Source organism: Hydrosulfovibrio ferrireducens, from assembly GCF_046883345.1.
GTDB lineage: Bacteria > Desulfobacterota > Desulfobulbia > Desulfobulbales > Desulfurivibrionaceae > Thiovibrio > Thiovibrio ferrireducens.
This window is the reverse complement of the sequence record NZ_JALKCW010000001.1, coordinates 16,117-32,205: the sequence shown is the minus strand read 5'-3', so window position 1 is coordinate 32,205 and position 16,089 is coordinate 16,117. Positions and strand designations below refer to the sequence as shown.

Genomic DNA, 16,089 nt, shown 5'->3' with positions numbered 1-16,089 from the left:
GAGGAAAGGACATGGCAAAAGAGAAATTTGAACGCAAGAAACCGCATGTAAATATTGGGACGATCGGCCACATCGACCATGGCAAGACCACCCTGACCTCGGCCATTACCCGGGTATTGGCGACCAAGGGCTTCGCCAAGGCCACCGCGTTTGACCAGATCGACAAGGCTCCGGAAGAAAAGGAGCGTGGTATCACCATTGCGACCGCCCATGTGGAATACGAATCCAACAAGCGCCATTACGCCCACGTTGACTGCCCCGGGCATGCGGATTACATCAAGAATATGATTACCGGTGCGGCGCAGATGGACGGCGCCATCCTGGTTGTTGCCGCCACGGACGGCCCCATGCCGCAGACCCGTGAGCACATCCTGCTTGCTCGTCAGGTAGGTGTTCCCTCGGTTGTGGTCTTCATGAACAAGTGCGACATGGTTGATGATCCCGAGCTCCTGGAGCTGGTGGACATGGAGCTGCGCGAGCTGCTCTCCAAATACAATTTTCCCGGCGACGACACCCCGATCATCCAGGGCAGCGCCTTGAAGGCTCTTGAGAATCCTGAAGACGAGGCTGCGGCCAAATGCATCTGGGATCTGATGGATGCCTGCGACAGCTTTATTCCCGAGCCTGCCCGTGATATCGACAAGCCTTTCTTGATGCCGGTTGAGGACGTTTTCTCCATCTCCGGCCGTGGCACGGTAGCCACCGGTCGTATCGAGCGCGGCAAGGTGAAGGTTGGCGAGGAAATCGAGGTAATCGGTATCCGCGATACCGCCAAGACCACGGTCACCGGGGTCGAGATGTTCCGCAAGCTCCTTGATGAGGGCATGGCCGGCGATAACGTTGGCGTGCTGCTGCGCGGCTTGAAGCGTGAGGATATCGAGCGCGGTCAGGTATTGGCCAAGCCGGGTTCCATTACCCCGCACACGAAGTTCATGGCCGAGGCCTACATCCTGTCCAAGGATGAGGGTGGCCGTCATACACCGTTTTTCAACGGATATCGCCCGCAGTTCTACTTCCGGACCACGGACGTGACCGGGGTTGTGAACCTGCAAGAGGGTGTAGAGATGGTAATGCCTGGGGACAACGTGACCATAGAAGCGAAGTTGATTACCCCGATCGCCATGGAAGAAGGTCTGCGTTTCGCGATTCGCGAAGGCGGCCGTACCGTGGGCGCCGGTGTTATCAATAAAATCATCGAATAAGGTGGAGCGAGCATGATTCAGACACAGAAAATACGCATCAGGCTTAAGGGGTACGACCATAAGCTTATCGATCAATCCACTTCCGAGATTGTTGATACTGCTAAGCGTACTGGTGCAACTGTTGCTGGCCCGATTCCTCTGCCGACCACCATCAACAAGTTTTGTGTGTTGCGCTCTCCGCATGTGGATAAGAAATCCCGTGAGCAGTTTGAGATGCGCACCCACAGAAGGTTGCTGGACATTCTTGAGCCAACGCAGCAGACCATTGATGCGCTTATGAAACTCGAGCTTTCCGCTGGAGTTGACGTGGAAATCAAGCTTTAGGATTATGAAACGGTTGTGCCGGTCAACGGTACAGTTGATGTCAGAGAAGAAAAAAACAGGTAGGAACAATGCCTAAAAAATTAGGATTACTGGGTAAGAAGATTGGCATGACCCGGATCTATTCCGAGGACGGCACTGCTGTCGCGGTAACGGTCATTGAAACTGGACCATGTGTGGTGCTTCAGAAAAAATCCGTTGCCAAGGAAGGGTACGATGCCATCCAGGTCGGGTTCGGCGCCAAGAGGGAATCTCGTTTGAACAAGCCGGACGCCGGTCATGCCAAGGCTTCAGGAAAGGGCGGATTTTACCATATTAAAGAGTTCCGGATTGCGGATCCCAGCCAGTTTGAAGTGGGGCAGGCAATATTGGTATCGGATCTTTTCAAGGTCGGCGACATCATTGATGTGAGCGGTGCCGTTAAAGGACGTGGTTTTCAGGGTGTTATCCGAAGACACGGCTTTAAGGGCGGCCCTTCCGGCCATGGTTCCATGTTTCATCGTGCTCCTGGTTCCATTGGTTGTAGCGCTTGGCCGAGCCGGGTTATTAAAGGGAAGAAGATGCCTGGGCATATGGGCACGAATATGGTCACCAAGAAAAGCGTGACCATTATGGATATCCGGCCTGAGCAAAATGTGCTTGTCGTCAAAGGCGGCGTGCCTGGTGCAAAGCAGGGTTTGTTGCATATTTATACAAAATAATGAGTCTTAGTTGCCTTAAGATTTATTTTGGGGGTGCCGGAAATGGCAGTTACTGAAATATTCAATGTTGAAAATGTGAAAGTGGGCGATCTTGAGTTGAACGACAATCTGTTTGCCGTTCCAGTCAATCCCCATATCATTCATGAAATTGTACGGATGCAGCGCGCTGCCCGCCGGGCTGGTACTGCCTGCACGAAAACACGGACCGAGGTCCGTGGCGGCGGCAAGAAGCCCTGGAAACAAAAAGGCACCGGCCGTGCACGTTCCGGAACCAGAACTTCTCCCCTGTGGCGAGGTGGTGGTGTGGTTTTTGGCCCGAAGCCCCGCGATTATTCCTTCAAGCTTCCCAAGAAGGTTAAAAAGCTCGGTCTCCGCATGGCTTTGAGCTCACGCTTCGGTGATAAGCTCTTGTTGGTTCTTGATAATTTCAAAATTGAAGAAATCAAGACCAAGAAATTTATCGGGGTCATGAACGCCCTGAAGATCGATAATGCCTTGATTGTAATTCCGGAGCGTGATGATCATCTCGAGCGTTCGTCCCGCAATGTTCAGGGCTTTAAGGTTATTCCGACGGCAGGGCTGAATGTCTATGACATTTTGCTCCATAAGCACATTGTCTTACTGCAGCCTTGTATTGGCCAGCTGGAAGAGAGGTTGTTGTCATGAAAGATATGTTCAGTATTATCAAAAAACCTTGCCTGACGGAAAAGGCCCTTGGTTTGCAGGAAATGCACAATCAGGTTGTTGTCAAGGTTGATCCCCGCGCCAATAAAATTGAGATCAAGGATGCTGTAGAAAAGCTCTTCAGCGTTAAGGTCGCCACGGTGCGGACCGCGAACATGCACGGCAAGAAAAAACGTGTTGGCAAGAATTTCGGACAGCAGTCAGACTGGAAAAAGGCCATTGTTACTCTTGAAGAAGGGAATAAGATCGATTTCCTTGAGAAGATTTAAGGGAAGTCTCGTCGGCAAGAGCTGTAATTTTTTGTTACGAATACGGAATTTAAATATTATCGGGGTTTGAAATGGCATTAAAGACCTATAAACCTACATCACCGGGCAGAAGAACACTTGTTACAGTTGTCAATCCCGAGTTGTCAAAGGATAAACCGCAGAAATCGTTGGTTCGCCCCATCAGCAAGACCGGGGGACGGAACAACAATGGGCGCATTACATCCAGGCATATTGGTGGGGGTCATAAGCGGAAATATCGTTTGATCGACTTTAAGCGGGAAAAGATGGATATCCCTGCAAAAGTCGCTGCTATAGAATACGACCCGAATCGTTCGGCGAATTTGGCTCTGCTGAACTACGTGGATGGCGAAAAACGCTATATCCTTTCTCCTCTGGGAATCAAGATTGGAGATACCGTTGTCGCGGGTGAGGCTGTTGATATTAAGCCAGGCAACTGTTTGCCCATGGGCAACATGCCGCTCGGCAGCATCATTCATAATCTCGAGATGAAAATCGGCAAGGGTGCGCAACTCGTGAGAAGCGCTGGTGTCTCCGCGCAGCTTATGGCCAAGGAAGGCGAGTATGTTACGGTGAAATTGCCTTCGGGCGAGGTTCGCAAATTTCACCGGAAATGTCGGGCCTGTATTGGTCAGGTAGGCAACAATGAACACGAGAGCCAGAAGCTCGGCAAGGCTGGACGGAGTCGTTGGAAAGGAAACCGTCCCAAGGTTCGTGGTGTTGCCATGAACCCGCTTGATCATCCAATGGGTGGTGGTGAGGGTAAAAGCTCTGGTGGTCGCCATCCTTGTACCCCGTGGGGCGTTCCCACCAAGGGTTATAAAACACGCGGCAAGAAGTCATCCGATAAATTTATCGTTAAGAAAAGATCATAATTAGGGGGTATACAAGTGGGACGTTCAGTTAAAAAAGGTCCATTTGTAGATGACCATTTGATGTCAAAGGTCATGAAGGCCAAGGATGAAGGCTCCAGGAAGGTTATCCAGACCTGGTCCAGACGTTCTGATGTAATTCCGGAAATGGTTGGGCTCACTTTTGCCGTGCACAATGGCAAAAAGTTCATCCCGGTTTTTGTGACGGAAAACATGGTAGGACATAAGCTTGGTGAGTTTTCGCCGACTCGTACCTACTACGGTCACGCAGCGGACAAGAAGAAAAAGAAATAAAAGCTGCTAAACCGGACACGGTCTTCAGGTAAAGAAAGGAGTTCATTCGATGGAAGCAAAAGCGCTTGCTCGTTATATAAGGATTTCACCGCAAAAAGCCAGGCTCGTTGCCGATCTGGTCCGCGGAAAAAGTGTTGATCATGCCATTAACGCACTGCGGTTTTTGCCTAAAAAAGGCGCCCGGTTGCTGAAAAAAGTTATTGAGTCAGCAGTGGCCAATGCCAGTCAGAATGAGAGTATCGACGTGGATACCCTCTATGTGAAGTCTATTTTTATAGACGGCGGGCCGATGCTGAAAAGAATCATGCCGCGTGCCCAAGGGCGGGCGAACAGAATTCTGAAAAGAACGAGCCACATCACTGTTGTTTTGGATGAGCAATAACAGAATACAGAAGTAATAGGGTATTCATCAGTACTTTGATTTGCATTTCAATGAGAATGGAGGAAGGTTTTGGGCCAGAAAGTTAATCCGATAGGTTTACGACTGAATATTATACGTACCTGGGACTCCATCTGGTACGCCGACAAGGATTATGCCAAAAAATTTCTTGAGGATCAGAGCCTGAGGAAATTTCTAAAAAAGCGGCTCTATCATGCTGGCATTTCCAAAATTCAGATAGCCAGAACCGGCGATAAGCTCCGGATTAAGCTCCATACCGCCCGTCCAGGCATTGTTATCGGCAAAAAAGGGACAGAGATCGAGGTTCTGAAGGCTGAAATTGACAAATTGACCGGCAAGGAGTGCGTTCTTGATATTCAGGAGGTTCGTCGTCCTGAGGCAGATGCGCAACTGGTGGCGGAGAACATTGCTTTGCAGCTTGAAAGACGGGTAGCCTTCCGGCGTGCCATGAAGAAGTCAGTAAATATGGCCTTGAAGTTCGGCGCTAAAGGTGTTAAAATCGCGTGTTCAGGACGGCTGGGTGGTGCGGAAATAGCTCGTCAGGAATGGGTGCGCGAGGGTCGAGTCCCCCTGCATACTCTTCGTGCTGATGTGGATTATGGTATTGCCGAGGCGAATACTACCTATGGCAAGATCGGCGTTAAGGTCTGGATCTTCAAGGGTGAAGTTCTGAGTGCTGCCGACCAGATTGCCGAATAACTCGTTATCGGGTGAAACGGCTTTAAATAAGTCAGTCACAGATAGGATATACCGATGTTAAGTCCAAAAAAAGTAAAACATAGAAAGATGTTTAAGGGCCGCCTGACTGGCGCAGCGTATCGCGGGTCTGGATTTTCTTTCGGTGAATATGCCCTAAAGGCTGTCGGCTGTGGCAAAATGACCGCCCAGCAGATTGAGGCGGCTCGTATTGCAATCAATAGAAAGATTAAAAGAACCGGACAACTGTGGATCCGGATTTTTCCGGATAAGCCCATTACCAAGAAGCCTGCTGAAACCCGGATGGGAAAAGGCAAGGGTAATCCGGAATATTGGGTCGCCCAGGTAAAGCCGGGCCGCATACTGTATGAACTGGCCGGGGTTGATGATGATTTGGCCAGGGAGGCGTTGCAGTTGGCCGCCAATAAGTTGCCTTTCCCGACTAAAGTAATTTATGTGGGGGAAACCTTATGAAAATGAAAGATATACGCGAGCTTGGAAAAGATGAGCTTGTTGCCAAGGTTCGGGAATTGTCGGAGGAGCATTTCAGGCTGAAGTTCCAGCACGGCATTCGTCCCTTGGAAAATACGGCAAAATTGCGGCAGTTGCGTAAAGAAATTGCCCGGATGCAAACCGCTCTTACTGCGCATACCGCGTAACGTATAGCTGGTTTCTGGCCAAGATTACTGGTTGTTTTTAGTGCTTGCGCCAATCGATAACGCTATTTGGTAGGATACTTTCATGGTTGATGGAAAATCGAATAAGAAGACTCGGGTTGGTTTCGTAGTCAGCACCAAGATGGACAAAAGTGCTATTGTTCAGACCGAGCGCCTTGTCCCGCATAAACTGTATGGGAAGTTCATGCGCCAGCATAATAAATGCATGGTTCACGACCCGGAAAACAGTTGCAGCGTTGGTGACAGGGTTTTGATAGAAGAATGCCGTCCGTTGAGCAAGAATAAACGGTGGCGGATTATGGAAGTCATCGAGAAGGCCGTATAATTTGCGGTTTTTGATAACTAAGTTCCCGGCAGTTTGCTTGGGTACTTTTAAAGTGTTCTGCGGTTGGTGAAGAAATGATACAAACAGAAACCGTACTTAATGTAGCAGATAATTCAGGCGCCAAAAAGGTTCTTTGCATAAGGGTCTTGGGCGGAACAAGGCGTCGGTATGCCTCTGTTGGTGATGTTATTGTTGTCACCGTCAAAGAAGCGATTCCCAACGCCAAGGTTAAGAAGGGTGATGTTCTCCGGGCCGTTGTGGTCAGGACCGTCAAAGAGATTCGTCGCACGGACGACACCATCGTCCGGTTTGATGATAATTCAGCCGTGTTGCTTGCAAATTCCGGGGAGCCGATTGGAAGCCGTATTTTCGGTCCGGTTGCCAGGGAGTTGCGGCCGAAGGGGTATATGAAAATTATATCGTTGGCCCCTGAAGTTCTGTAACCGAGGTTAAAACGAAGAGCTGGATGTTCAAAGAGAGTTCCCGCCCACATCTTGGGTGGTTGAGAGGCTGAAGGTATGAGAGCAAAAACACATCTGAAAATAAATGATCAGGTTGAGGTGATCGCCGGTAAGGACAAAGGTCGTGTCGGCAAGGTCATCAAGGTCAACGCCACCGATGGCAAAGCCATTGTTGAAAAGATCAACATGATAAAGCGGCACACGAAGCCCAGTCAAATGAACCAGCAGGGCGGGATCATTGAGAAGGAAGCAGCTCTTGATGCTTCCAATCTGATGGTGATCTGTCCTAAATGTTCCAAGACTTCACGTGTAGGCAAAAAAATACTGGAAGATGGATCTAAGGTTCGCATTTGCAAGAAATGTAATGAATCTTTAGAGGCGAAAGCCTAATAGGTCCTGATTTTTTTTTTGGAGGCAAGAATGGCTGGGGTAAAAGAGATATATCAGGGCGAGTGTGTCCCGCAGCTCATGAAGGAATTCGGCTATCAGAACATCATGCGGGTGCCGAAGATAACCAAGATCGTGTTGAACATGGGCTTGGGAGAGGCGGTGCAGAACCCGAAGATCATCGACAGTGCGGTTCAGGAGCTGACTTTGATTGCTGGGCAGAAGGCCGTTGTTACCAAGGCCAAGAAATCCATCGCCGGCTTTAAGTTGCGTGCCGGGGTGCCCATTGGTTGCAGGGTCACGCTTCGCGGCGACCGGATGTATGATTTTTTTGCCAAGCTGGTGCATATTGCCTTGCCGCGGGTCCGTGACTTCCGCGGGTTATCCATGAAGGCCTTTGATGGGCGTGGTAATTATGCCATGGGCATCAAAGAGCACATTATTTTCCCTGAAATTGACTATGACAAAATTGACAAGATCAAGGGACTCAATATTGCGATTACTACGACCGCCGAGACAGATGATGAAGGCCGGTTTCTTTTGAAAGCAATGGGAATGCCCTTTAGGAAATAGCACAGGGTAAGGAGGAAGAAGTTGGCTAAAAAGTCTTTGATAGCAAAGTGCAAGCGGACGCCGAAGTTTCCAGTGAGGGCATATAACCGTTGCGGTTTATGCGGCCGGTCGAAAGCTGTTTATAGAAAATTCGGCGTCTGCCGTATCTGTTTCCGTAATTTGGCTAATCGTGGTGAAATTACCGGTGTTACCAAGTCAAGTTGGTAATAGTGTTGATTGTACTCGCCGTAGATATGTTAACTGTTTGTTTTAAAAATCATCATAGGGAGCAAGGACTATGTCCATGACTGACCCCCTGGCTGATATGCTGACCAGGATAAGAAATGCCGGTATGGTCAAGTTTGAGACTGTGGAAATGCCGCTTTCGAAAGTGAAAACCGGTGTTGCTGCGATCCTGAAGAAGGAAGGCTTTATCAATGACTATCAAGTCCTTGATACGGACACGCAAGGTGTTTTGCGTATTGAAATGAAATACGACCAGAACAATGAGCGGATTATCACCAACCTGAAGCGGGTCAGCAAGCCTGGTCGCCGTATCTATGTGAAGCACGACCAGATCCCCAAGGTAATGAGTGGCCTTGGTATCGCGATTATCTCGACCTCCAAGGGGATATTCACGGATAAAGAGGCCCGGGCCATGAAGATTGGCGGCGAGCTTCTCTGTGAAGTTTGGTAAGTCGAATTTGTAATTGCTAACTATTGAGTATTACGTAACAAGTGGAGAATCGCCATGTCTAGGATTGGCAATCAACCTATCCCTGTCCCTAAAGGGGTTAAGCTTGATATAAATGGAACATTCGTTAAAGTCGCCGGGCCCAAAGGTACGCTGGAGCGGACTATCCGCCCCGAGATTGCTTTGCAGGCAGAAGGGGACAACCTGATCGTTGTCCGTAAGGATAATAGCAAACGGACCAGGGCCTTTTCCGGACTCACTCGTACCTTGGTCAACAACATGATTGTTGGCGTGGACAAGGGTTTTCAGAAAAAATTAGCCATCGAAGGCGTTGGTTACCGGGCCGAGGTTAAAGGCTCTGTTTTAAACCTGAGCGTGGGCTATTCAAATCCGGTTGAGTTTGATCTTCCTAAAAGTGTTTCTGCTGAAGTTGATAAAGCAAATAATGTCACCTTGGATTGTATTGATAAAGAGTTGCTGGGTGAAACTGCCGCTAAAATCCGTGCTGTGCGTCCGCCTGAGCCTTATAAGGGCAAGGGAATTCGTTACGCAGATGAATATATAGCCCGGAAAGCTGGTAAGTCTGCTTCCAAAAAGTAGAAATGACGCCTAGGCTTTTCGCGGGTTGCAAGAGATAAATATTTATAAGGCAAAACAATGGGTAAGATAAATCCGAAAGAAAGTGCTCGTATCAAGCGGGTTAAGCGGATCAGGAAGAATATTGTCGGGACTCCTGAGAGACCTCGTTTGCGTGTTTTTAAAAGCGCAAAACATATCTATTGCCAGATTATAGACGATGTTGCCGGCAATACCCTGGCTGCCATGTCCACTGTTGATAAGGGGATGATTGCCGCCGATATCAAGGGCAAGTCTGAGAAGGCGCGTCAGGTAGGGTTGAAAATTGCCGAACTTGCCAAAGGCAAAGGGATCGAAAAGGTGGTTTTCGACAGAGGCGGATACATCTATCATGGCCGGGTCAAGGCTCTGTCTGAAGGCGCCCGTGAAGGCGGTCTTGATTTCTAGTTAACTGTACGAAGAAAAATTCTTATCCCTGTGAAAAATTCCAAAGCAATTTGGGGGTGAACCTTGTCAGATTTTAATAAGAACACGAGCGGCGATGACCAGTTTATTGAAAAGATTGTTCATATCAATAGAACTGCGAAGGTAGTGAAAGGTGGACGTCGTTTCAGTTTCAGCGCCATCGTTGTTGTGGGTGATGGAAAAGGAAAGGTCGGTTGCGGTCTTGGTAAAGCCAATCAGGTGCCTGAGGCGATCAGGAAAGGCGTTGAGCAGGCGCGTAAGGATATGAAACGTGTTTCCATAACCGACCTGAGCATTCCGCATGAGGTTTACGGGAAATTCGGCGCAGGGAATGTAATGTTGAAACCCGCCGTTGAGGGTACCGGGGTTATTGCCGGTGGTGCTGTTCGCGCCGTGTTGGAAGCGGCCGGAGTGCATAACATACTGACCAAGTGTATCGGCTCGCATAACCCCCATAATCTGGTTAAGGCCACCATGGACGGTTTGCATCGGCTCCGGACTCCTCAGCAGATCGCAACGAGTCGTGGGAAATCCGTCGAGGAAATTTCTGCCTGAACTGTTTCTTACGCCCCCGGGAATGCATTGTCCGGGACGGATCGAGCCAGCGGTAATTGTGTGCTGAAAACAGCATGACTTTAATGAAGAGCGAATAGGTATCTATATGGCAAATCAGCTCAAAGTGACCCTGAAGAAAAGCAAGATCGGGAGCACTGAAAAAATACGTGCGACGTTGATCGGCCTGGGGCTGACCAAGATGAATAAAACTGTAATCCGGCAGGATACCCCTGAAATTCGGGGGATGATTAAAAAAGTCGAACATCTGGTTGAGGTGGAGGATTAATTTATGTTGACGTTAAGCAATTTGTCGCCGCAGCCAGGTTCAAGAAAGCCGAGAAAAAGAGTGGGCCGGGGTCTTGGTTCCGGTCATGGTAAGACAGCAACCCGTGGGCATAAGGGCCATAAGGCCCGCTCCGGCGGCGGCATCAAGCTGGGATTCGAAGGCGGTCAGATGCCTCTCCAGCGCCGGTTGCCCAAGCGCGGCTTTAACAATATCTTCAAGAAAGTTTACGCCATAGTGAATGTGCAGGATCTTGAGCGGTTTGCCGCCGACACCCGGATTGACCGAGAGGCCCTGATTGCTGCCGGCCTTGTTTCTAAGAGTGATGATCTCGTGAAAGTCCTCGGAAACGGGGAATTGAAGCATGCTCTTACCCTTGCCGTCGATAAGGTGAGTGGTTCTGCGCGTCAGAAGATTGAAGCAGTTGGCGGAAGGATTGAGGAATAACTAGATGCGCGCTGGGGTTCAGAATGCTGCGAACATCCCGGAATTAAGGCGCCGGATTTTATTCACTGTCATAATGCTTGCCGTGTATAGAGCCGGGGTGCAGATCCCGACTCCAGGCATCAATGGCGAGGCGGTCAGCCAATTTTTTCAAAAAAGCGCTGGTTCGCTGTTTGACATGTTCAACATGTTTTCCGGCGGGGCCTTGGAAAATTTTTCCATTTTCGCCCTCGGCATCATGCCTTACATCAGCGCCTCGATCATTTTCCAATTGTTGACCGTGGTTGTTCCCCAGCTTGAAGCTCTTTCAAAAGAGGGCGAGGCTGGACGCCGTAAAATCACCCAATATACCCGCTACGCCACGGTTGTCTTAAGCTTGATTCAAGGATTGTTCATCAGTATCGGACTGGAAAGCATGACCGCGCCCGGAACAGGGGAGATGGTGGTTATTGCCTCCGGTTGGCATTTCCGTTTGATGACGATGCTGACTTTGACTTCCGGCACCGCGTTTATCATGTGGCTTGGGGAGCAGATTACCGAACGGGGGATCGGCAACGGTATTTCCATGATAATCTTTGCCGGTATTGTGGCGAGTATGCCTGCCGCGCTGGTGAACACCTTCAAGATGGCCAGCGCCGGGGAAATCGCCTATATCATGCTGCCTGTTTTGTTGGTCATGATTGCCGCGGTAATCGCATTTGTCATCTTTTTTGAGACGGCGCAGCGGCGGATTCCCATTCAGTATGCGAAGCGGATGGTCGGGCGGCAGATGTACGGGGGGCAGCAATCACACCTTCCTCTTAAAATCAATATGTCCGGGGTTATTCCTCCGATTTTTGCTTCGTCAATCATGATGTTTCCCGCCACCATCGGTCAGTTTATCCAGGTTGATTGGGTACAGAAGGTGAGCGCAGCCCTGAGCTGGGGAAGCCTGCCGCACACCTTGCTTTTTGTTGGCTTCATCGTCTTTTTCTGCTTTTTCTATACTGCGGTTACATTTAACCCGGTTGACATCGCGGAAAACCTGAAAAAACACGGTGGTTTTGTGCCAGGAATCAGACCCGGCAAGAAAACCTCCGATTTTATCGATAAGATTGTGGTGCGGATGACGGTGATCGGTGCTGCGTATATCAGCGTTATCTGCGTGTTGCCGACCATTTTGATTAACAAGCTGCATGTGCCTTTTTATTTCGGGGGCACCGCTCTGCTGATTGTCGTTGGCGTGGCGATTGATACAATAGCGCAGATCGAGTCCCATACGGTTATGCGTAATTATGATGGTTTCATGAAGTCAGGTGGCTTTAAGGGTCGTTCATAGCGTTTTGTGATGGGAACATGGCAATTATACTGAAGTCGCCTCGAGAAATTGTGTTGTTGCAGGAGGCGAACCAGATTGTTGCCCGGACCTTGGCCCTGCTTGCCGAGAAGATTGAGGTTGGTTGCACCACCTTGTATCTGGATGCCTTGGCGGAGAAGTATTGTCGTGATAATGGCGCTGAGCCAGCCTTTAAAGGGTATCGCGGTTTTCCGGGCAGTTTATGTGTTTCCATCAACGAACAGGTTGTGCACGGGATTCCATCCAAGAAGGTGGTTGTCCGGGATGGCGATGTTGTCAGCATAGATTTTGGCGTGAAATATAAGGGATATTACGGGGATGCAGCAGTCAGCATTCCTGTGGGGCAGGTGGCCCCGGAGCGTCTGTCCTTGCTTGAGGTTACGCGTGCCGCCCTGTATAAGGGTATTTCTCAGGCAATCCCTGGGAATCGCATAAATGATATATCGCAGGCCGTGCAGGAACATGTTGAAAAGCACGGTTTTTCAGTGGTCCGCCAGTTTGTCGGCCATGGCATTGGGAGCCAGCTCCATGAGGCGCCGGAGATTCCAAATTATGTCCGGGCCGAACGTACACCCAAGCTCATGCCCGGCATGGTGCTGGCCATAGAGCCCATGGTGAATCTCGGCACCCATTCGGTTGATGTGCTGCGAGACGGTTGGACTGTTGTGACAAGGGATAGGAAAGTCTCTGCGCATTTTGAGCATTCGATTGCGGTGACAGAAGGTGAGCCCCTCATTCTGAGCGAACTTTCTGGGTAGCTATTTTTGTCTTTATGAAAAAATATAAGGCAAAAAAAAATAAATAAGGTAATATCCTCTGCTTTCTGTCTGCCTGAATATCGCATGTGTGGATATCGGCGGAAAGAAGTGTTTTGTAGGAAATAAGGGGTTTATGTCCAAAGAAGAAGCTATTCAGGTTGAAGGGACCATCGTAGAGCCGCTCCCCAATGCAATGTTTCGGGTCGAGCTCGATAATGGCCATCGGATTTTAGCCCATATTTCCGGAAAGATGAGGATGCATTTTATTAAGATTCTCCCGGGAGATCGTGTCACTGTCGAGTTATCTCCTTATGATCTCACACGGGGAAGAGTGACATTCAGGGCAAAGAAGAAGTAGTTGATTCTTTGCCCCATAACAAAAGGGTTGCGTAATGAAAGTAAGATCTTCTGTGAAGAAAATTTGTAGTGACTGCCGGGTGTTCAAACGGAAAGGCGTCTTGCGTGTTTCATGCAAGATAAAAAAGCACAAACAGCGGCAGGGATAATTTTTTCATTTATTTTGACTAACAAGGGAGGCATGCCTTGGCACGTTTAGCTGGTGTTGATTTACCAAGAAATAAGCACATGGTTATTGCTTTAACCTACATCCATGGAATTGGCAGAACCTCTGCCCGTAAAATCCTGGATATGGTTGGTTTGCCGCATACAACGAACAGCGATGATTTGTCGGAAAGTGATGTTACCAACATCAGAAAAATCATGGATGATCAGTTCGTTGTCGAGGGCGATCGTCGTCGGGAAGTGGCCATGGATGTCAAGAGGCTGACCGATGCGGGATGCTATCGCGGGATCCGTCACCGTAAGGGGCTTCCCTGTCGGGGACAGCGCACCAAGACCAATGCCCGGACCAGAAAAGGGCCGAGGCGGTCAGCGATCAAAAGTAAAAAGTAGAGATTAAATAATCATTCTGGATTGTTTATAGGAGTTATAATGGCTAGTCCGAAAGCGAGTCGTCCGAAGCGCAAGGAAAAGAAAAACGTACCTGAGGGGATATGTTTTATCCACTCCACCTTTAACAACACCTTGGTTACTTTTGCGGACAGGCAGGGGAATGTGATCTCCTGGTCCAGTGCCGGTTGTCTGGGGTTTAAGGGGTCACGGAAGAGCACCCCTTTTGCTGCGCAGAACACGGTTGATGCCGCGGCGAAAAAAGCCCAGGAACATGGGATGCGCAAGGTTGAGGTTAGAGTCAATGGGCCTGGACCTGGACGTGAATCCGCTATTCGGGCTTTGCAGACCAATGGATTTGATGTCAGCGTTATCCGTGATGTGACTCCAGTGCCGCATAATGGCTGCAAGCCACCCAAGAGAAGAAGGGTGTAGCAAAGCAGGCGGGTTGCAGGGTATTTGACAATTAAAGTATGATTGAGTGAGATTGAGTGGAGGTCCAAATTGGCCAGATATAGAGGCGCGGAATGCCGGCAGTGTCGGCGGGAAAAACTCAAGTTGTTTTTGAAAGGCGACAGATGTTATTCGGACAAGTGTGCCTTTGAAAGGCGTTCTTTTGCCCCAGGCCAGCATGGGCAGGCCCGTATGCGCAAGGTTTCCGACTATGCCATTCAGTTGCGGGAAAAACAAAAGGTCCGTCGGATCTATGGCATGCTGGAAGGCCAGTTCCGCAAATATTTTGAGATTGCCGAGCGTATCAAGGGCGTTACCGGCGAAAACCTGTTGATGCTTCTGGAAAGCAGGCTCGATAACGTAATTTACCGCCTTGGTTATGCAAACTCCCGGAATCAGGGACGTCAATTGGTGCGGCATAATCATATTGAGGTAAATGGCAGGAAGGTGAACATTCCTTCCTTCCGGGTTTCTGTGAATGACGTCATTACCTTGAAGGAAAAAAGCCGCAAGGTCGGTGCCATCAATGAGAGCCTTGAAGCCGTTGTGCGTCGGGGTGTGCCAAGCTGGTTGGAGCTTGATAAGGATAACTACAAGGGAACTGTGAAAGCATTGCCGGTTCGGCAGGAAATCACCATGCCGATTCAGGAGCAGTTGATTGTAGAGCTTTATTCCAAATAATTAGCCAACCGTGGAGCATTAGGAAACCATGACACTTGCGTCTGATCCGTTTTACAGAAATTGGCATGAGCTTATCATTCCTGAAAGACTGGAAGTAGACCAGGACAGCCATACAAAAAGTTTCGGCAAATTTATCTGTCAGCCTTTGGAGCGGGGTTTTGCCACGACTATCGGGAATTCCCTGCGGAGGATTCTTTTGTCTTCCATCCAGGGGGCGGCTATTACCTCGGTGAAAATCGATGGCGCCCTGCATGAGTTGTCAACCATTCCCGGGGTTAAGGAAGACGTTACCCAGATCATCCTTAATCTGAAAGAAGTGCGCTTGAAACTTAATACTCCCGGCTCCCAGGTCGTCCGGATTGAAAAGAACAAGTTGGGCACGGTTACGGCCGGGGATATTCTCTCCGGGGGCAAGGTGGAGGTTATGAATCCCGATAAGGAGATTTGCACCATCACCGGCGAGGGTGTTTTCAAGGCTGAATTTGAGGTGAAATGGGGTAAAGGATATGTCCCTGCCGAGAAAAACAAGCCCGAAGAGCAAGTGATCGGGGTAATTCCCATCGATGCTATTTTTACACCCATTGTCAACGTGAAGTCCCTTGTCAGTCAGGCCCGTGTTGGTCAGCAGACCGATTACGACAAGCTGACCTTGGAAATTACCACCGATGGCAGTGTAAGGCCCGAGGATGCCTTGGCCTATGCAGCAAAAATAATGAAGGAACAATTGCAGGTCTTTATCGCTTTTGATGAAGAATCTGTTGAGCCAGCCATTGATGATGCACGCGTTGACAATCGGTCGCCTGTCAATGAGAACCTCTACCGTAGCGTGGAGGATCTTGAACTTTCCGTCCGTTCAGCAAATTGCCTCCGTAATGCGGATATCCGTTATATCGGCGAGCTGGTGCAGAAATCCGAGGCGGAGATGCTGAAGACCAAAAACTTTGGTCGTAAATCTCTCAATGAGATCAAGCAGTTGCTGTCTGAGATGGAGCTTTCGCTGGGCATGAAATTAGAAGGCTGGGAGCCTCCTGTCGTGTCAGACAAAGTGTCTGAAGAGCAGTCATAAATCCGGGAAG

General features: G+C 49.4%; 30 protein-coding genes. All 30 read left to right on the top strand.

Annotation, left to right across the window (positions count from 1 at the left end):
* The first annotated feature begins 11 nt into the window (after nucleotides 1-11).
* The 30 genes from tuf to MWR57_RS00100 all read left to right on the top strand — a co-directional run bounded on the left by tuf (nucleotide 12) and on the right by MWR57_RS00100 (nucleotide 16,079).
* Nucleotides 12-1,202, top strand: a complete 1,191-nt coding sequence (tuf, locus tag MWR57_RS00245) for an elongation factor Tu (RefSeq protein ID WP_423122768.1) — start codon at nucleotides 12-14, stop codon at nucleotides 1,200-1,202.
* Nucleotides 1,203-1,217: 15 nt separating this feature from the next.
* Nucleotides 1,218-1,526 (top strand): 30S ribosomal protein S10, encoded by a 309-nt coding sequence (rpsJ, locus tag MWR57_RS00240; protein WP_307634065.1) that lies wholly within the window; start codon nucleotides 1,218-1,220, stop codon nucleotides 1,524-1,526.
* Between the two features lie 68 nt (nucleotides 1,527-1,594).
* Entirely contained in the window at nucleotides 1,595-2,224 is a 630-nt protein-coding gene (gene rplC, locus MWR57_RS00235; protein ID WP_423122767.1) for a 50S ribosomal protein L3, read from the top strand.
* A gap of 42 nt (nucleotides 2,225-2,266) precedes the next feature.
* Nucleotides 2,267-2,890 (top strand): 50S ribosomal protein L4, encoded by a 624-nt coding sequence (gene rplD, locus MWR57_RS00230; protein ID WP_423122766.1) that lies wholly within the window; start codon nucleotides 2,267-2,269, stop codon nucleotides 2,888-2,890.
* Nucleotides 2,887-3,177: a 50S ribosomal protein L23 gene (locus MWR57_RS00225; RefSeq protein ID WP_423122765.1), complete on the top strand. Its 291-nt coding sequence runs from the start codon at nucleotides 2,887-2,889 to the stop codon at nucleotides 3,175-3,177. Before rplD ends, MWR57_RS00225 begins: the two co-directional genes overlap by 4 nt.
* A gap of 71 nt (nucleotides 3,178-3,248) precedes the next feature.
* On the top strand, nucleotides 3,249-4,070 hold the full coding sequence (gene rplB / locus MWR57_RS00220) for a 50S ribosomal protein L2 (protein ID WP_423122764.1): 822 nt from the start codon (nucleotides 3,249-3,251) through the stop codon (nucleotides 4,068-4,070).
* 15 nt (nucleotides 4,071-4,085) lie between these two features.
* Entirely contained in the window at nucleotides 4,086-4,361 is a 276-nt protein-coding gene (gene rpsS / locus MWR57_RS00215) for a 30S ribosomal protein S19 (protein WP_423122763.1), read from the top strand.
* Nucleotides 4,362-4,410: 49 nt separating this feature from the next.
* Nucleotides 4,411-4,743 carry a 50S ribosomal protein L22 gene (gene rplV, locus MWR57_RS00210; RefSeq protein ID WP_307632922.1) on the top strand — a complete coding sequence of 111 codons (333 nt, stop codon included), beginning with the start codon at nucleotides 4,411-4,413 and terminating at the stop codon, nucleotides 4,741-4,743.
* A 69-nt stretch (nucleotides 4,744-4,812) separates the two neighbouring features.
* Nucleotides 4,813-5,460 (top strand): 30S ribosomal protein S3, encoded by a 648-nt coding sequence (rpsC, locus tag MWR57_RS00205; RefSeq protein WP_423122762.1) that lies wholly within the window; start codon nucleotides 4,813-4,815, stop codon nucleotides 5,458-5,460.
* Between the two features lie 54 nt (nucleotides 5,461-5,514).
* Entirely contained in the window at nucleotides 5,515-5,931 is a 417-nt protein-coding gene (rplP, locus tag MWR57_RS00200; RefSeq protein ID WP_423122761.1) for a 50S ribosomal protein L16, read from the top strand.
* On the top strand, nucleotides 5,928-6,116 hold the full coding sequence (gene rpmC / locus MWR57_RS00195; RefSeq protein ID WP_423122760.1) for a 50S ribosomal protein L29: 189 nt from the start codon (nucleotides 5,928-5,930) through the stop codon (nucleotides 6,114-6,116). Before rplP ends, rpmC begins: the two co-directional genes overlap by 4 nt.
* An 82-nt stretch (nucleotides 6,117-6,198) precedes the next feature.
* Entirely contained in the window at nucleotides 6,199-6,459 is a 261-nt protein-coding gene (gene rpsQ, locus MWR57_RS00190; RefSeq protein WP_423122759.1) for a 30S ribosomal protein S17, read from the top strand.
* Between the two features lie 74 nt (nucleotides 6,460-6,533).
* The gene (gene rplN / locus MWR57_RS00185; RefSeq protein ID WP_423122758.1) at nucleotides 6,534-6,902 is read left to right on the top strand and encodes a 50S ribosomal protein L14; all 369 of its coding nucleotides are present in this window, start codon (nucleotides 6,534-6,536) and stop codon (nucleotides 6,900-6,902) included.
* A gap of 75 nt (nucleotides 6,903-6,977) precedes the next feature.
* A complete protein-coding gene (gene rplX / locus MWR57_RS00180) occupies nucleotides 6,978-7,310 on the top strand; it encodes a 50S ribosomal protein L24 (protein WP_423122757.1) in 333 nt (110 codons plus the stop codon).
* 30 nt (nucleotides 7,311-7,340) lie between these two features.
* Nucleotides 7,341-7,880 (top strand): 50S ribosomal protein L5, encoded by a 540-nt coding sequence (gene rplE / locus MWR57_RS00175; protein ID WP_423122756.1) that lies wholly within the window; start codon nucleotides 7,341-7,343, stop codon nucleotides 7,878-7,880.
* Between the two features lie 21 nt (nucleotides 7,881-7,901).
* A complete protein-coding gene (locus MWR57_RS00170) occupies nucleotides 7,902-8,087 on the top strand; it encodes a type Z 30S ribosomal protein S14 (RefSeq protein WP_423122755.1) in 186 nt (61 codons plus the stop codon).
* Nucleotides 8,088-8,157: 70 nt separating this feature from the next.
* Nucleotides 8,158-8,556, top strand: a complete 399-nt coding sequence (gene rpsH / locus MWR57_RS00165; protein WP_423122754.1) for a 30S ribosomal protein S8 — start codon at nucleotides 8,158-8,160, stop codon at nucleotides 8,554-8,556.
* A gap of 54 nt (nucleotides 8,557-8,610) precedes the next feature.
* Nucleotides 8,611-9,153 carry a 50S ribosomal protein L6 gene (gene rplF / locus MWR57_RS00160; protein WP_423122753.1) on the top strand — a complete coding sequence of 181 codons (543 nt, stop codon included), beginning with the start codon at nucleotides 8,611-8,613 and terminating at the stop codon, nucleotides 9,151-9,153.
* A 57-nt stretch (nucleotides 9,154-9,210) separates the two neighbouring features.
* Entirely contained in the window at nucleotides 9,211-9,576 is a 366-nt protein-coding gene (gene rplR / locus MWR57_RS00155; protein ID WP_423122752.1) for a 50S ribosomal protein L18, read from the top strand.
* Between the two features lie 63 nt (nucleotides 9,577-9,639).
* Nucleotides 9,640-10,149, top strand: coding sequence for a 30S ribosomal protein S5 (gene rpsE / locus MWR57_RS00150; protein ID WP_423122751.1), 510 nt, complete (start codon nucleotides 9,640-9,642; stop codon nucleotides 10,147-10,149).
* 106 nt (nucleotides 10,150-10,255) lie between these two features.
* Nucleotides 10,256-10,435 carry a 50S ribosomal protein L30 gene (gene rpmD, locus MWR57_RS00145; RefSeq protein ID WP_423122750.1) on the top strand — a complete coding sequence of 60 codons (180 nt, stop codon included), beginning with the start codon at nucleotides 10,256-10,258 and terminating at the stop codon, nucleotides 10,433-10,435.
* 3 nt (nucleotides 10,436-10,438) lie between these two features.
* Nucleotides 10,439-10,879, top strand: a complete 441-nt coding sequence (rplO, locus tag MWR57_RS00140; RefSeq protein ID WP_479723925.1) for a 50S ribosomal protein L15 — start codon at nucleotides 10,439-10,441, stop codon at nucleotides 10,877-10,879.
* Nucleotides 10,880-10,883: 4 nt separating this feature from the next.
* On the top strand, nucleotides 10,884-12,194 hold the full coding sequence (gene secY / locus MWR57_RS00135) for a preprotein translocase subunit SecY (RefSeq protein WP_423122749.1): 1,311 nt from the start codon (nucleotides 10,884-10,886) through the stop codon (nucleotides 12,192-12,194).
* A gap of 17 nt (nucleotides 12,195-12,211) precedes the next feature.
* Nucleotides 12,212-12,970 carry a type I methionyl aminopeptidase gene (gene map / locus MWR57_RS00130; protein WP_423122748.1) on the top strand — a complete coding sequence of 253 codons (759 nt, stop codon included), beginning with the start codon at nucleotides 12,212-12,214 and terminating at the stop codon, nucleotides 12,968-12,970.
* Between the two features lie 133 nt (nucleotides 12,971-13,103).
* Nucleotides 13,104-13,328 (top strand): translation initiation factor IF-1, encoded by a 225-nt coding sequence (infA, locus tag MWR57_RS00125; RefSeq protein ID WP_307632938.1) that lies wholly within the window; start codon nucleotides 13,104-13,106, stop codon nucleotides 13,326-13,328.
* A 34-nt stretch (nucleotides 13,329-13,362) separates the two neighbouring features.
* The gene (gene rpmJ / locus MWR57_RS00120) at nucleotides 13,363-13,476 is read left to right on the top strand and encodes a 50S ribosomal protein L36 (RefSeq protein WP_307632939.1); all 114 of its coding nucleotides are present in this window, start codon (nucleotides 13,363-13,365) and stop codon (nucleotides 13,474-13,476) included.
* Nucleotides 13,477-13,513: 37 nt separating this feature from the next.
* A complete protein-coding gene (gene rpsM, locus MWR57_RS00115) occupies nucleotides 13,514-13,882 on the top strand; it encodes a 30S ribosomal protein S13 (protein WP_423122747.1) in 369 nt (122 codons plus the stop codon).
* A 39-nt stretch (nucleotides 13,883-13,921) separates the two neighbouring features.
* A complete protein-coding gene (rpsK, locus tag MWR57_RS00110) occupies nucleotides 13,922-14,314 on the top strand; it encodes a 30S ribosomal protein S11 (protein ID WP_307632941.1) in 393 nt (130 codons plus the stop codon).
* A 69-nt stretch (nucleotides 14,315-14,383) separates the two neighbouring features.
* Entirely contained in the window at nucleotides 14,384-15,013 is a 630-nt protein-coding gene (gene rpsD, locus MWR57_RS00105; RefSeq protein WP_423122769.1) for a 30S ribosomal protein S4, read from the top strand.
* Between the two features lie 28 nt (nucleotides 15,014-15,041).
* Nucleotides 15,042-16,079, top strand: coding sequence for a DNA-directed RNA polymerase subunit alpha (locus MWR57_RS00100; RefSeq protein WP_423122746.1), 1,038 nt, complete (start codon nucleotides 15,042-15,044; stop codon nucleotides 16,077-16,079).
* Nucleotides 16,080-16,089 lie beyond the last annotated feature (10 nt).

Excerpts from the sequence above, each read along its gene's own strand:
- tuf (WP_423122768.1), top strand. The coding sequence starts at position 12 with ATGGCAAAAGAGAAATTTGAACGCAAGAAACCGCATGTAAATATTGGG.
- rplC (WP_423122767.1), top strand. The coding sequence starts at position 1,595 with ATGCCTAAAAAATTAGGATTACTGGGTAAGAAGATTGGCATGACCCGG.
- rplD (WP_423122766.1), top strand. The coding sequence starts at position 2,267 with ATGGCAGTTACTGAAATATTCAATGTTGAAAATGTGAAAGTGGGCGAT.
- MWR57_RS00225 (WP_423122765.1), top strand. The coding sequence starts at position 2,887 with ATGAAAGATATGTTCAGTATTATCAAAAAACCTTGCCTGACGGAAAAG.
- rplB (WP_423122764.1), top strand. The coding sequence starts at position 3,249 with ATGGCATTAAAGACCTATAAACCTACATCACCGGGCAGAAGAACACTT.
- rplV (WP_307632922.1), top strand. The coding sequence starts at position 4,411 with ATGGAAGCAAAAGCGCTTGCTCGTTATATAAGGATTTCACCGCAAAAA.
- rplP (WP_423122761.1), top strand. The coding sequence starts at position 5,515 with ATGTTAAGTCCAAAAAAAGTAAAACATAGAAAGATGTTTAAGGGCCGC.
- rpmC (WP_423122760.1), top strand. The coding sequence starts at position 5,928 with ATGAAAATGAAAGATATACGCGAGCTTGGAAAAGATGAGCTTGTTGCC.
- rpsQ (WP_423122759.1), top strand. The coding sequence starts at position 6,199 with ATGGTTGATGGAAAATCGAATAAGAAGACTCGGGTTGGTTTCGTAGTC.
- rplN (WP_423122758.1), top strand. The coding sequence starts at position 6,534 with ATGATACAAACAGAAACCGTACTTAATGTAGCAGATAATTCAGGCGCC.
- rplX (WP_423122757.1), top strand. The coding sequence starts at position 6,978 with ATGAGAGCAAAAACACATCTGAAAATAAATGATCAGGTTGAGGTGATC.
- rplE (WP_423122756.1), top strand. The coding sequence starts at position 7,341 with ATGGCTGGGGTAAAAGAGATATATCAGGGCGAGTGTGTCCCGCAGCTC.
- rpsH (WP_423122754.1), top strand. The coding sequence starts at position 8,158 with ATGTCCATGACTGACCCCCTGGCTGATATGCTGACCAGGATAAGAAAT.
- rplF (WP_423122753.1), top strand. The coding sequence starts at position 8,611 with ATGTCTAGGATTGGCAATCAACCTATCCCTGTCCCTAAAGGGGTTAAG.
- rplR (WP_423122752.1), top strand. The coding sequence starts at position 9,211 with ATGGGTAAGATAAATCCGAAAGAAAGTGCTCGTATCAAGCGGGTTAAG.
- rpmD (WP_423122750.1), top strand. The coding sequence starts at position 10,256 with ATGGCAAATCAGCTCAAAGTGACCCTGAAGAAAAGCAAGATCGGGAGC.
- rplO (WP_479723925.1), top strand. The coding sequence starts at position 10,439 with ATGTTGACGTTAAGCAATTTGTCGCCGCAGCCAGGTTCAAGAAAGCCG.
- secY (WP_423122749.1), top strand. The coding sequence starts at position 10,884 with ATGCGCGCTGGGGTTCAGAATGCTGCGAACATCCCGGAATTAAGGCGC.
- map (WP_423122748.1), top strand. The coding sequence starts at position 12,212 with ATGGCAATTATACTGAAGTCGCCTCGAGAAATTGTGTTGTTGCAGGAG.
- infA (WP_307632938.1), top strand. The coding sequence starts at position 13,104 with ATGTCCAAAGAAGAAGCTATTCAGGTTGAAGGGACCATCGTAGAGCCG.
- rpmJ (WP_307632939.1), top strand. The coding sequence starts at position 13,363 with ATGAAAGTAAGATCTTCTGTGAAGAAAATTTGTAGTGACTGCCGGGTG.
- rpsK (WP_307632941.1), top strand. The coding sequence starts at position 13,922 with ATGGCTAGTCCGAAAGCGAGTCGTCCGAAGCGCAAGGAAAAGAAAAAC.
- MWR57_RS00100 (WP_423122746.1), top strand. The coding sequence starts at position 15,042 with ATGACACTTGCGTCTGATCCGTTTTACAGAAATTGGCATGAGCTTATC.